This window comes from Hymenobacter puniceus (assembly GCF_014333525.1).
GTDB lineage: Bacteria > Bacteroidota > Bacteroidia > Cytophagales > Hymenobacteraceae > Hymenobacter.
The window spans coordinates 430,673-443,705 of sequence record NZ_JACSCX010000003.1 but is presented as its reverse complement, the minus strand read 5'-3'; the positions used below and the strand labels follow the sequence as shown (position 1 = coordinate 443,705).

At 60.0% G+C, this 13,033-nt stretch carries 9 protein-coding genes; 6 read left to right on the top strand and 3 right to left on the bottom strand.

Translation table 11 applies throughout. The features are described 5' to 3' along the window. Positions 1-116: 116 nt before the first annotated feature. Positions 117-2,255 (bottom strand): glycoside hydrolase family 97 protein, encoded by a 2,139-nt coding sequence (locus tag H8B14_RS10575; protein ID WP_187315603.1) that lies wholly within the window; start codon positions 2,253-2,255, stop codon positions 117-119. Between the two features lie 435 nt (positions 2,256-2,690). Between H8B14_RS10575 and H8B14_RS10570 the strand changes: the two genes are divergently transcribed. The 5 genes from H8B14_RS10570 to H8B14_RS10550 all read left to right on the top strand — a co-directional run bounded on the left by H8B14_RS10570 (position 2,691) and on the right by H8B14_RS10550 (position 9,939). Continuing rightward, entirely contained in the window at positions 2,691-3,017 is a 327-nt protein-coding gene (locus tag H8B14_RS10570; RefSeq protein WP_187315602.1) for a putative quinol monooxygenase, read from the top strand. A gap of 47 nt (positions 3,018-3,064) precedes the next feature. Beyond that, positions 3,065-3,967 (top strand): ADP-ribosylglycohydrolase family protein, encoded by a 903-nt coding sequence (locus tag H8B14_RS10565; RefSeq protein WP_187315601.1) that lies wholly within the window; start codon positions 3,065-3,067, stop codon positions 3,965-3,967. An 88-nt stretch (positions 3,968-4,055) separates the two neighbouring features. After that, positions 4,056-5,144: an efflux RND transporter periplasmic adaptor subunit gene (locus H8B14_RS10560; RefSeq protein WP_187315600.1), complete on the top strand. Its 1,089-nt coding sequence runs from the start codon at positions 4,056-4,058 to the stop codon at positions 5,142-5,144. 168 nt (positions 5,145-5,312) lie between these two features. Further along, the gene (locus H8B14_RS10555) at positions 5,313-8,510 is read left to right on the top strand and encodes an efflux RND transporter permease subunit (protein WP_187315599.1); all 3,198 of its coding nucleotides are present in this window, start codon (positions 5,313-5,315) and stop codon (positions 8,508-8,510) included. Continuing rightward, entirely contained in the window at positions 8,503-9,939 is a 1,437-nt protein-coding gene (locus H8B14_RS10550) for a TolC family protein (RefSeq protein ID WP_187315598.1), read from the top strand. Before H8B14_RS10555 ends, H8B14_RS10550 begins: the two co-directional genes overlap by 8 nt. Positions 9,940-10,086: 147 nt before the next feature. On the opposite strand, the gene H8B14_RS10545 is transcribed toward H8B14_RS10550, so the two are convergent. Further along, positions 10,087-10,431 carry a translation initiation factor gene (locus H8B14_RS10545; protein WP_187315597.1) on the bottom strand — a complete coding sequence of 115 codons (345 nt, stop codon included), beginning with the start codon at positions 10,429-10,431 and terminating at the stop codon, positions 10,087-10,089. 251 nt (positions 10,432-10,682) lie between these two features. Between H8B14_RS10545 and H8B14_RS10540 the strand changes: the two genes are divergently transcribed. Continuing rightward, a complete protein-coding gene (locus tag H8B14_RS10540) occupies positions 10,683-12,113 on the top strand; it encodes an ATP-binding protein (protein ID WP_261989964.1) in 1,431 nt (476 codons plus the stop codon). Positions 12,114-12,136: 23 nt separating this feature from the next. Here H8B14_RS10540 and H8B14_RS10535 read toward each other — a convergent pair whose 3' ends face one another. Further along, entirely contained in the window at positions 12,137-13,006 is an 870-nt protein-coding gene (locus H8B14_RS10535) for a diacylglycerol/lipid kinase family protein (protein WP_315984819.1), read from the bottom strand. Positions 13,007-13,033 lie beyond the last annotated feature (27 nt).

Sequence of the window (13,033 nt, the reverse complement as noted above, 5' to 3'; positions counted from 1 at the left end):
GGTAGCTCCGTGGCTGGCAGAGCGGCCGCCCCAGACGCCAAAAGCCCCGGCGGAGCAGCCTCACCCCTTGCGTGGTAGGCCGCCCCGCCGGGGCTTCTTATAGTAGTGGTTCAGCCCTATTTACCGGCTTCTACCACGCTGATGGCGTAGCCGCCGCCGGGGGCGCAATACTGCGTGAGCTTGGATTTGCGCGTCACGTTGAGCTTGCGGATGGTGTAGGCTTTCGGGTTTTTCTCGTAGTGCGCGTCCTTGGCATCAGCGTAGATGGTGGCCACGTACTTCTTGCCGGAATCCAGAAAGCTTAGGTCGATTTTGGAGGTGCGGCCCTGTTCGTCGCAGGTGCTGCCGATAAACCAGCTGCTCTTGCCCTTGGCTTTGCGAGCGTAGGTGATGTAGTCGCCGGGCTCGGCTTCCAGCACTTTGGTGTCGTCCCAATCCACGGCCACGTCCTTGATGAACTGGAAGGCGTCGAGGTGCTGGTTGTAGTGCTCGGGCAGGTCGGCGGCCATTTGCAGCGGGCTGTACATGGTCACGTAGAGGGCCAGCTGCCGGGCCAGAGTGGTGTGGACGAAGGAGTTGTTGCTGGGGTTGAGCTTGCTGACTTTCGTCTCGAAGATGCCCGGCGTGTAGTCCATCGGGCCACCGATGAGGCGGGTGAAGGGCAGAATGGTGGTGTGGTCGGCGTTGTTGCCGCCGAATGCTTCGTACTCGGTGCCGCGGGCGGCCTCGTTGCCAATTAGGTTCGGGAAGGTGCGGCTCAGGCCGGTGGGGCGCACAGCTTCGTGGCCGTTCACCATGATTTTGTGCTCGGCAGCCTGCTCCAGCACGTAGTTGTAATGGTTGATCAGCCACTGCCCGTAGTGGTGCTCACCCAGCGGCAGCACGTCACCGACGTAGCCGGTTTTCACGGCGTTGTAGCCGTTGTCGTTCATGAACTGGAATGCCTTTTCCAGGTGCCGCTCGTAGTTGCGCACCGAGCCCGAGGTTTCGTGGTGCATCATCATCTTCACGCCTTTGCTCTCGGCGTAGCGGTGCAGCTCCTTCACGTCGAAGTCGGGGTAGGGCGTCACGAAGTCGAACACGTAGTCCTTGTGTTTGCCAAACCAGTCTTCCCAGCCGGTGTTCCAGCCTTCCACCAGCACGGCGTCAAACCCGTGCTTGGCGGCGAAGTCGATGTACTCCTTCACGTGGGCGGTGTTGGCGGCGTGGGTGCCGTTGGGCTTTACGGTTTTGTAGTCGATGGAGTCGAGCTTAATATTATCCTGGTTGGTATACGACCACGAGCTTTTGCCCGTAATCATCTCCCACCACACGCCCACGTATTTCACGGGCTTGATCCAGGACACGTCCTTGAACTGGGTAGGCTCGTTGAGGTTGAGCACCAGCTTGGACTGCAGAATGTCGGCCGCTTTGTCGCTGACAATCACCGTGCGCCATGGCGACTGGCAGGGCGTCTGCAGGTAGCCCTTGTTGCCCACCGCGTCGGGAGTCAGGTGCGACTCCAGCACGAACGTCTTATCGTCCAGCTCCAGGTGCATGGCCGAGTAGTCGATCAGGCCTGCCTCGTGGATGTTCACGTATAGCCCATCGGGGCGCTTGAGCATGAGCGGCGTTTGCAGGCCGGTAGCCGAAAACGGCGTTTGGGAGGCGTTGGGCGTGGTCGAGGCCTTCATCAGCCCGCGCACCTGTGACAGATTCGACGTGACGGTGCTGTACTCTTGGGTGTCGTAGTCGCCGGGCAACCAAAAGGCTTTGTGGTCGCCGTTGAGGGCAAACTGGGTTTTCTCTTCCTTCACCACGAAGTAGCCCAGTTCGGGCTGGCGCGGAAATTCGTAGCGGAAGCCCAGGCCGTCGTCAAACAGCCGGAACCGCACCCGCATTTCGCGCTTGGTAGCAGGCTGGGTGAGCGTCACGGCCAGCTCATTGTAGTGGTTGCGGATCGTTTTCACTTCGCCCCACACTGGGTTCCAGCTCTCATCCACGGAGCGGCGGGTGGCGGCAGTTTGGGTGAAGCCGCTGGTGAGGGCTACCGCGTTTTGCAGCTCCAAACCCAGCTTGCTGGTGTTGAGCACTGGCCGGCCCTTGTAGCTCAGGCTGTAGGTGGGCACGCCGTTGGCCTGCACGTTCACGCTCAGTGTCAGCTGCTTGTTCGGCGACTGGATGTCTTCGGCCTGGGCCGTGGCGCCCCACGCCAGCAGCGCCAGCAGCAGGCCCCGGCGAGCGGCGGGCAGAAAGGAAATAGTGGAAATATTCATGCGGAGAAGGTGGGAATAAAAGTGGTTCGGCCCACCGGGCCAAGGGTCAGGGAATGCCGGCTGCAAGTTGCGTTGTTGCCGGGGGTTTTGCTACCGTTCTGTTGCCCGGTTTACCTGCGGTATTGATTTTTGGCACGTGTGTTCTCGCCGTACGGCTTACTTTGGCAGTCGTATGGTTGGTGACCAATAACAAGTCTGGGGTGCCGCCTTTCATTTGCTTCCCTTGAAAATAGCTACCATAGGTGCCTCAAAAAGGTAGCTACCGCGCAGATTTTGCCGCGCGTGAGCCAGACTGAGAGTCCTTGCGTAAGCACAGTACATAACGCAGCACTTATGAAACCAGCAACCATACTTCCGGCCGTAATTTTGGGGACGCTTTTGGCCTATGCGTGCAGTAGCTCTCTGGGCAAAGCGCAGGATACCGCGCCGCAAAACATGCTTATCCGGCTATCAGAGCTGGAAATCGAGCCCCGTTACTTGGCCGAGTATATCGCCATTCTGCGGGAGGAGTCGGCAGCATCGGTGCGGTTGGAGCCCGGGGTTATTTCCATCTATCCGATGCAGCAGCAGGCGGCCCCGCAGCAGATCCGAATTCTGGAGATATATGCGAATCAGGAAGCGTATCAGGCGCACCTGAAAACGCCCCATTTTCAGAAATACAAAACCTCAACGCTGCATATGGTAAAGGCGTTACGGCTGCTGGATATGAATGCCATCGACCCAGCGACGATGCCCGCGTTGTTCAAAAAGCTGCAACGCTAAATACAGCCGCCGACCCGGTTCATCGGCTGACTTTATACAACCATTCTATGCTACGTGAAAAATTTGAAGCCTGTTTGCTGGCCGGGGCCATTGGGGATGCCTGGGGTAGCAGCTTCGAAAACGCGCCGCACGCCGACAACACACCTACTTTTTACCTCGGCGGTAAGCCGGCTCCAATCCGGCGTTGGGCCATTACCGACGATACGCAGCTGACACTGGCCACTTGCGAAGTGCTGGCAGCCGGCCCCTTTGACCCCACCCGGCTGGGGCAGCAGTTTGTGTCCTACTACCAACAAGGGCGGCCCACTGGCCTTGGGGCCAGTACGCTGCAAGCCATCCGCAACGCGGAGGCGGAAATGTCCTGGACGCAGACCGGCCGCCGGGGGCAGTACGCGGCGGGCAACGGGGCGGCTATGCGTATTGCGCCCTTCGCCTTTTACCCCGCCACCACCCGGCACACTATTTACGACGCCTGCTACCTCACGCACCAAAATGAGGATGCTTATGCTGGTACGCTGGCCGTGTACCTAGCCATTCGGGCTGCTTTAGACCACACCTGGACCGGCCATAATAACCTACTGGCACTGCTGCTGCCGGACCTACCGGATACCAACCTCACGGACCGACTGCGGGAGCTGAGCTTCTACCCGGCCAACGCCACAATTGCCGAGGCCGCCCAGCTGGGCAACAACGGGCACGTCGTCAATTCGGTACCGTTCGCCCTGTTCTGCGCCACTAAAATCAGGGGATTGGGATTGACGCGGCTATTGCAGCAACTTATTGCTACTGGGGGCGACACGGATACCAATGCCTCCCTGGCGGGGCAGGTGGCCGGGGCGTTGGCGGGGCCGACGGGCCTGCCGCCGGAGTTGCTACAGCGGCTGGCACAGCTGCCGGAGTATCCGTGGATCAGAGAGATTATAGAGCGCACTAAGCCTATCGTTTCGTAATACGATAGAGTTTTCACGCTTCATTCGGCCTTCATGAAGCTGGCGGTTGCTTTGTCCCATTCAAATAAGGATGGCACGCAACGCGCATATGAAAACAAGGTTTTTGCTGACGCTCATGGGCGTGGGCGTACTGTACGGCGGCACTAGCTGCTCCAAGGAACACAAGGAGAAAGAGGAGAAAATCAAGTTCCTCGTCACCAGCCCGCTCCAGAAAGACACGACCATCACCAAGGAGTACGTGTCGCAGATTCACGCCTACCAGCACATTGAGGTGCGGGCGCTGGAAAAGGGCTACCTCCAGAAAATCTACGTGGATGAAGGCCAGGCCGTGCGCGAGGGGCAGCTGATGTTCCAGATCATGCCGATGGTGTACAAGGCCGAGCTGCAGAAGTCGAAGGCCGAGGCCAGCTACGTGAGCCTGGAATACCAGAACACCAAGAAGCTGGCCGATAAGAACATTGTATCGGGCAGTGAGCTGGCCCTGGCCCAGGCCAAGCTCGACAAGGCCAACGCCGAAGTCGGGCTGGCCAAAACCCACCTCGATTTCACTACCATCCGGGCCCCATTCAGCGGCATGATGGACCACTTCCAGGCCCGCCTGGGAAGCCTGGTGGATGAGGGCGACCTGCTCACGACGCTTTCCGACAACAGCAAGATGTGGGTGTACTTCAACGTGCCCGAGGCCGAGTACCTGGCCTACAAAGCCCACGCCCGCACCGAAGCCGAAACCAAGGTGAAGCTGCGCATGGCCGACAACGAGGAGTTCAAATACCCCGGCGTGGTGCAGACCATCGAGGCCGACTTCAACAACGAAACCGGCAACATCGCCTTCCGGGCCACCTTCCCCAACCCCGACGGCCTGCTGCGCAACGGCGAAACCGGCTCGGTCCTGATGACCGTGCCGTTGAAAAACGCCCTCATCATCCCGCAGAAAGCCACTTTTGAGGTGCTGGAGAAGAAGTTCGTGTATGTGGTGGACGAGAAGAAGAAAGTGCACCAGACCGAGGTAACCGTGGCCTCCGAAATGCCCGACCTCTACATCATCTCGGCCGGCCTGAAAGCCACCGACAAAATCATGCTCGAAGGCATCCGCAAGGTGAAGGAAGGCGACAAAATCCGCTTCACCTACGCGGAGCCGAAGTCGGTGATTTCGCACCTGAAAGTGTATTCGGAATAGAACCTTGCTTCAGAGGCAGACCGTCATGCTGAGCGAAGCCGGAGGCGCAGTCGAAGCATCTCTACCGCTTCGTTGCAGCAGTAATCTAACGAAGCGGTAGAGATGCTTCGACTCCGCTCCGCTGCGCTCAGCATGACGCCCCAATAGTCACGAACAGCTCCTCATTTCATGTTCAGTAAATTCATTCGCCGACCCGTGTTTGCCATCGTTATTTCGGTGGTAATCATGTTCCTGGGTATTCTGGCAATCAATACGTTGCCAACGTCCCAGTTCCCCGAGATTTCGCCGCCGATGGTGATGGTGAGTACGGCGTATCCGGGCGCCAGCGCCAAGGTGCTCACGGAGTCGGTACTTATCCCGCTGGAGCAGGCCATTAATGGCGTGCCCGGCATGAAGTACATGACCTCCGACGCCGTATCGGCCGGCGAGGCCAACATCCAGATTGTGTTCAACCTGGGCACCGACCCCGAGCAGGCCGTGGTGAACGTGAATACGCGCATTGCGCAGATTTTGAACCGTTTGCCGGTGCTGGTGCAGCGCGAGGGCGTGGTGGTGAACCGCGTGGTGCCCAATATGCTCATGTACGTCAACCTCTACAGCAAAGACAAGAATACCGACATGCGGTACCTCTTCAACTTTGCCGGGGTGAACATGCTGCCCGAAATCCAGCGCATCGATGGCGTGGGCCGGGCCAGCATTCTGGGCTCCCGCCAATACGCCATGCGCGTGTGGCTGAAGCCGGACCGCATGCGGGCCTACAACCTGTCGGTAGATGACGTGATGGAGGCCCTCAACGACCAGAGCGTGATTGGCTCGCCGGGCCGCATCGGCCGCTCCGACGGCAAGGAGGCCTCGGCGCTGGAGTACGTGCTGACCTACAAGGGCCGCTTCAACGACGTGGAGGAGTACAAGAACGTCATCATCAAGGCCAACGCCAACGGTGAAACGCTGCGTCTCAAGGACGTGGCCAACGTGGAGCTGGGTTCGGAGTTCTACGACATCTACTCCAACCTCGACGGCTACCCTTCGGCGGCCATCATGCTCAAGCAAACCTACGGCTCCAACGCCCTCGACGTAATCAAGAGCGTAAAAACCAAGCTGGAGGAGCTGAAGAAAACCATGCCCCCCGGCATGGACTACAAGATCAGCTACGACGTGTCGAACTTCCTCGACGCCTCCACCGAAAACGTAATCCACACCCTGCGCGACGCCTTTATTCTGGTGGCCCTGGTGGTGTTCCTGTTCCTCGGCGACTGGCGCTCTACGCTGATTCCGATACTTGCCGTGCCGGTGTCGTTGGTGGGCGCGTTCATGGCTATGCAGGCGTTTGGGCTCACCATCAACATGATAACGCTGTTTGCGCTGGTGCTGGCCATCGGTATTGTGGTGGATGACGCCATTGTAGTGGTGGAAGCCGTGCACGCCAAGATGGAGGAGAAGCACCTGTCGCCCTATGGCGCGGTGCGCGAAGTAATTGGGGAAATCAGCGGGGCCATCATTGCCATTACCATCCTGATGACGGCCGTGTTCGTGCCGGTGGCCTTCATGAGCGGGCCGGTGGGCATTTTCTACCGCCAGTTCTCCATTACCATGGCCGCCAGCATCGTCATTTCGGGCATCGTGGCCCTGACGCTGACGCCGGTGCTCTGCGCCATGATTCTGAAGAACAACCACGGCCAGCCCCGCAAGAAAACGCCCATCAACCGGTTTATCGACTGGTTTAACCGCGGCTTCGAGCGCCTGACCGGCCGCTACACCAACCTGCTGGAAAAGGTAGTAGACCGCCGCGTGCTCACCTTCACGGTGCTCATTGCCTTCGGGCTGGGCATCTTCGGTATCTCCACTACCCTGCCCTCGGGCTTTATTCCGGCCGAAGACCAGGGCATGATTTACGCCGTGCTCCAGACGCCGCCCGGCTCCACCCTGGAGCGCACCAACGACCTGTCGCAGCGCCTGCAGCAGCTGGCCGAGAAAGTACCCGGCATCGAGAGCATATCCACGCTGGCCGGCTACGAGATTCTAACCGAAGGCCGCGGCTCCAACGCCGGTACCTGCATTATCAGCCTCAAGCCCTGGAATGAACGCAAGGAATCGGTACACGACGTGATTATGTCCCTGGAAGAAAAGGCCAAGGAAATTCCCGGCGCGACCATCGAGTTCTTCGAGCCACCGGCAGTACCCGGCTACGGCGCGGCCGGCGGCTTCCAGCTGCAGCTGCTCGACAAAACCGCCACCGGCGACTACAAAGCCCTGGAAAAAGTAAACGAGGAGTTCATGGCCGCGCTGCAGAAACGCAAGGAGCTGGCCGGTCTGTTTACCTTTTTCTCGGCTAACTATCCGCAGTACGAGTTGCAGATTGATAACCAGCTGGCCATGCAGAAGGGCGTGAGCATCGGCAACGCCATGAACACGCTGAGCATCATGGTGGGCTCGACCTACGAGCTGGGTTTCATTAAGTACCAGCGCTTCTTCAAGGTGTTCGTGCAGGCCTCGCCGGAGTACCGCCGCCTGCCCAAGGACATTTTGGACCTGTGGGTGAAGAACGACAAGGGCGAAATGGTGCCGATGTCGGCCTTCATGAAGATTGTGAAAGGCCAGGGCGCCAACGAAATCAACCGCTACAACATGTATCCCACGGCCTCCATCCGCGGCGACGCGGCCCAGGGCTACAGCTCCGGCGAGGCCATCAAGGCGGTGCAGGAAGTGGCCGCCAAAACCCTGCCCCGCGGCTACGATATCGACTGGGGTGGCCTCTCAAAGGACGAAGTGGGCCGCGGCAACGAGGCCATCTACATCTTCCTGGTCGTGATTGTGTTCGTGTACCTGGTGCTGGCCGCGCAGTACGAGAGCTTCCTCCTGCCGCTGTCCGTGATTCTGAGCCTGCCGGCCGGGATTTTCGGCTCCTTCCTGCTCATCAAAACCATGGGCCTGGCCAACAACATCTACGCCCAGGTGGGCCTCGTGATGCTGGTGGGTTTGCTGGGCAAAAACGCCGTGCTAATTGTGGAGTTTGCGGTGCAGAAGCACGAGGAAGGCATGAGCGTGCGCGAAGCCGCCATTGAGGGCGCGAAAGTACGTTTCCGGCCCATTCTGATGACCTCCTTCGCCTTCATTGCCGGCCTGATTCCGCTGGTACTAGCCCACGGCGCGGGTGCCATCGGCAACCGCACCATTGGTACGGCGGCGCTGGGCGGCATGCTGTTCGGCACCGTGTTCGGGGTGATTATCGTGCCCGGCCTGTACTACATCTTCGGCACCATGGCCGCCGGCCGCAAGCTGATTGATGATGAGAATGAGAACCCGCTGTCGGAGTTTGAGCCGCACGTATTAGTTGATGAAGAAGTTCCGAGCCATAGTCATGCTTAACAAACGCATTTATCAGGGGCTGAGCGCCGCGGTGCTGGCCTTGTCGGTGGGGGCGTGCAAAATGCCCGAGCTGGCCACCAAGGCCGCCGGCCGGCCGGTACCCACCACCTACGCTACCACCACCCCGGACAGCACCAACACCGCCCGCAACCAGTGGCGGCAGTTCTTCACCGACCCCAACCTGGTGGGCCTCATCGATACGGCCCTGCAGCGCAACCAGGAGCTGAACATCTCACTGCAGGAAATTCAGATTGCCCGCAACGAGGTGCAGATCCGCAAGGGCGAGTACCTGCCCTTCGTGGGTTTGGGGGTGAAGGCCGAAACGGCGCGGGCCAGCAAAAACACGCTACAAGGAGCCATCGAGGAAGCCATCAACATCCGGCCCGAGCACCGCAACCCCAACCCGCTGCCCAACTACCAGATCGGGGCGTTTGCCAGCTGGGAGGTGGACATCTGGCACAAGCTGCGCAACGCCCGCAAGTCGGCCGCGCTGCGCTACTTGGCCACGGTGGAAGGCCGCAACTTCACGGTCACGAACCTGATTGGCGAAATTGCCACCTCCTACTACGAACTGCTGGCCCTGGATAATCAGCTGGCCATCGTGCGCCAGAACATCGAGCTGCAGACCAACGCCCTGGAGCTGGTGAAGCTGCAGAAGGAGTCGGCCCGCACCACCGAGCTGGCCGTGCAGCGCTTCGAGGCCCAGCTGCACAACACCCGCAGCCTGCAGTACGGCATTCAGCAGCGCATTACGGAAACCGAGAACCGCCTCAATTTCCTGGCCGGCCGCTACCCCCAGCCCATTGCCCGCAACTCGGCGGCGTTCAATGAGCTGCTGCCTGCCCCGGTACAGGCCGGCGTGCCGGCCCAGCTGCTGCATAATCGCCCCGATATCCGGCAGGCCGAGCAGCAGCTGGCCGCCGCCAAGCTGGATATTCAGGTGGCGCGGGCCAACTTCTACCCGGCGCTGCGCATCACCGGCGGGGCCGGCTTCGGAGCCTTCAAGCCCGGGCTGCTGTTCACCACGCCCGAGAGTATGCTGTACTCCCTGGCCGGTGACTTGGTGGCGCCATTAGTGAACCGCAACGGCATCAAGGCCGTGTACGGCAACGCCAACGCCGTGCAGATTCAGGCGGCCTACAACTACGAGCGCACCATCCTGAACGCCTACGTGGAAGTAGCCAACCAGCTGGCCAGCCTCAACAACCTGCAGCAGAGCTACAACGAAAAGGCCAAGGCCGTGCTGGCCCTCAACCAGTCCACCAGCATTTCCAACAGCCTGTTCCGCTCTGCCCGCGCCGACTACACCGAAGTCCTCTTCACCCAGCGAGACGCCCTGGAATCGAAGTTCGACCTCATCGAAACCCGGATGCAGCAGCTCAACGCCTCCGTAAACGTGTACCGCGTCCTGGGCGGCGGCTGGAAGTAAGCCGGATAACACCAGAACGTCATGCTGAGCTTGTCGAAGCATCTCTACCGCTGGCTAACTTTTTAGATTAGCACTGCAGTAGAGATGCTTCGGCAAGCTCAGCATGACGGTCTAGGTTAAAGCAGGCGGGAATCGTGCGGCTCCTTTCTACCCACCAGCCTTCTTGGCTTTGTAGCCTTTTTCCAGCAGCACGGCCATCACCTTGTCGCGGAAGTCGCCCTGGATGATGATTTCGCCGTCTTTGGCGTTGCCGCCCACGGCGCACTTGGTTTTGAGCAGCTTACCCAGTGTCTGCAAGTCGGCATCCTGGCCTACGAAGCCCGTGACGAGCGTAACCTGCTTGCCGCCGCGCGCTTTTTTGTCGAGCTGGACGCGCAGGTTCTGCTGCTGCGGGGGCAGCGTAACGGCGGCCGGCTCGTTGGTATCCTGGTACTCAAAATCGGGATTCGTAGAGTACACCACGCCTTCCCGGCGGTTTTTATCGGCTTTCATGTCCGAAATGTAGCAGAATCGGCCCGGACGGTCTAACCCTGCCCGCTATCCTATAGTGCCTGGCTGCTGCAAAGAAGGAGCTTTTAAGTATAGTAAAAACCATTTATAGTTGCATCTTTAAAGCACGTCTTTGCTCCCGCCGCTTAGGCCTGCCTGGCCCCTGGGTGCACTATTGCGTTACTACCCTCCTGGCCCAGCCAAGCCCTGAGTCAGAAGACAGTTGCTGTCCTGCCATTTCTGCGCAAATGCTCATGAATGCTGCTGTTTTATTTAACTCCGTCGTTATTGAGTCGCAGCTTCCTTCTGTGAATGGCAACATCGTGTTTGGGGTGCTGATGGCGATGCTGATGGTGCGGCTGCTGCGGCGGTTCCTGGATCTGCCTTCGCGCCTGCCGCGCCATAACGCCTTTCTAAGCCGGATCTGGCTGCCCGGAGTTGTCTTGTTTGCGTTGAGTTTTCTGCCTGGCTGGTTTTCCGGTCAGGCAGACGAGTTTTATTACCTGTTTGTGTACGCGGCACTGGCCGCCACGCTGCTACGGGCCTACAACTACCGCCCGGCCCGTACGCTGCTGCTGGCGCTGGGGCCGCTGCTGCTGCACGCCGTGGCCGAGTTGCTGCTGGCACTGCTTGGCTCCCGCCTGTCCAAGACGTATTACGAATTAGTGGACACGGCGCAGGGCTTTGTTATTATCTGGTTTATCACGTTTGTCATCCTGGCCCGCAACCAAAAGAAGCAGCTGGAAAAAGAGCGGCTCCAGCATGAGGAAGAGGAAAAAGCACGCCGCCTGGTAGAAGCTCAGAATGCCGAGCTGGAGCGGCTAGTAGCCGAGCGCACTGCCACCCTCCAACAGCAGACCGAAGAGCTGCAGCAGGCCCTCACCGCCCTCAAAAATGCCCAGGCCCAGCTGATTCAGAGCGAGAAAATGGCCTCCTTAGGCGAGCTGACGGCCGGTATTGCCCACGAAATTCAAAACCCGCTGAACTTCGTTACCAATTTTGCCGATGTCAGCACGGAGTTGGTGCAGGAGCTGGAAGCCGAGCAGCACAACCCGATCCGTAATACCGAGTTGGAGCCGTTGCTGCTGCAGGATTTGCGGCAGAATCTGGAGAAGATAACCCACCATGGCCACCGGGCGGCCAGCATTGTGCGAGGCATGCTGGAACACTCCCGCGCCCAAAGCACTGAGCGCCAGCCCATCGACCTTAATACCCTCACCGACGAATACCTGCGCCTGGCTTACCACGGCCTGCGGGCCAAAGACAAGACCTTCAATGCCTTGCTCCTCACCGACTTCGATCCGGCTGTGGGCCAGGTGGACGCCGTAGGCCAGGATCTGGGCCGTGTGCTGCTCAACCTGTTCACCAACGCCTTTTATGCCGTGCAGAAGCGGCAGCAGCGACAGCCCGTAGGCTTCGAGCCCACCGTGCGCGTGCGTACGCGCCGCCTGCCCACCGGCGCCGTGCAGATAGGCGTGCAAGACAACGGCGACGGAATTCCGACGGCGGTGCGCCAAAAGGTTTTCCAACCGTTTTTCACCACCAAACCCACCGGCGAAGGTACCGGCCTGGGCCTCTCACTTAGCTACGACATCATCACCAACGGCCACAACGGCACGCTTACTTTCGAAACTGAAGAAGGCCGCGGCACCGAGTTTGTGGTGACACTGCCAGGCGCCGCCTGAGTGAATTTTCTGCTTCTGCTGCACTAAACAGCCACTTCCAGCGCCAGCGGGTGCAGCAGCACCTCAAAATCGGTGGCATCCTCCACGTAGTCGCCATCCACGTGGAAGCCCAGCGGCGTGGCCGACTGCACCCGCACCTGCTGCGTGGTGTGGTACACCGCCCCGCCCGAGGTAGGCAGCGTGCCCAGCGCCAGCCCCAGCCCCACCCGCACCGCCCGCGGCAACGACAACCCATCAATCAGACACAAGTCCAGCAACCCGTCCTGAATATTGGCGCGGGGCGCGATATAGGCGTTGTTGCCGTACTGCGCCGCGTTGGCAAAAGCTAGCACGTAGCAATGCGTGTCGAACAGCTCCTGCCCCTGCAGCGTCACCTGCACCGGCACCGGGCGGTAGCGTCGATACTCGCGCAAGGCCACTTTTATGTATGTACTAAGGCCCCGCGTGCCGGCCCGCGCAAACATCTTACTGACGTGGGCATCAAACCCCAGCCCGGCCGTGCAGAAAAAAGGCCGCCCGTTGATTTCACCCGTATCGATGCGCTGGAAAGTGGGCTGGCAGGCGCGGCGCACGGCTCCCGGCAAATCCAGCGGAATGTGCAGGTGGCGCGCCAGCCCATTGCCGGAGCCGCGCGGCACAATGCCCAGCGCCGCCGACGTGCCCAGCAGGCCGCGCGCCACTTCGTTTACGGTACCATCGCCGCCCACGGCCACCACCACCCGGCAGCCCGCGGCGGCCGCCTGCCGGGCCAGCAGCTCGGCGTGCCCGGCGTGCGTTGTGGGCTGAATCTCAAAGTCAGCTCCCGCAGCCGTAGCGTAGCGGGCAAGCAGCGCCGGAACGTCCTGCGTGCGGTTGGTGCCGGAAGTTGGGTTCAAAATAAAGCAGATGCGCACAGCGAAGAAATGAGAAGGTAGTAGACA

Bases quoted from the DNA above. Each gene is read 5' to 3' on its own strand.
- H8B14_RS10555 (WP_187315599.1), top strand. From the start codon at position 5,313: ATGTTCAGTAAATTCATTCGCCGACCCGTGTTTGCCATCGTTATTTCG.
- H8B14_RS10540 (WP_261989964.1), top strand. From the start codon at position 10,683: ATGAATGCTGCTGTTTTATTTAACTCCGTCGTTATTGAGTCGCAGCTT.
- H8B14_RS10575 (WP_187315603.1), bottom strand. From the start codon at position 2,255: ATGAATATTTCCACTATTTCCTTTCTGCCCGCCGCTCGCCGGGGCCTG.
- H8B14_RS10565 (WP_187315601.1), top strand. From the start codon at position 3,065: ATGCTACGTGAAAAATTTGAAGCCTGTTTGCTGGCCGGGGCCATTGGG.
- H8B14_RS10550 (WP_187315598.1), top strand. From the start codon at position 8,503: ATGCTTAACAAACGCATTTATCAGGGGCTGAGCGCCGCGGTGCTGGCC.
- H8B14_RS10570 (WP_187315602.1), top strand. From the start codon at position 2,691: ATGCTTATCCGGCTATCAGAGCTGGAAATCGAGCCCCGTTACTTGGCC.
- H8B14_RS10560 (WP_187315600.1), top strand. From the start codon at position 4,056: ATGAAAACAAGGTTTTTGCTGACGCTCATGGGCGTGGGCGTACTGTAC.
- H8B14_RS10545 (WP_187315597.1), bottom strand. From the start codon at position 10,431: ATGAAAGCCGATAAAAACCGCCGGGAAGGCGTGGTGTACTCTACGAAT.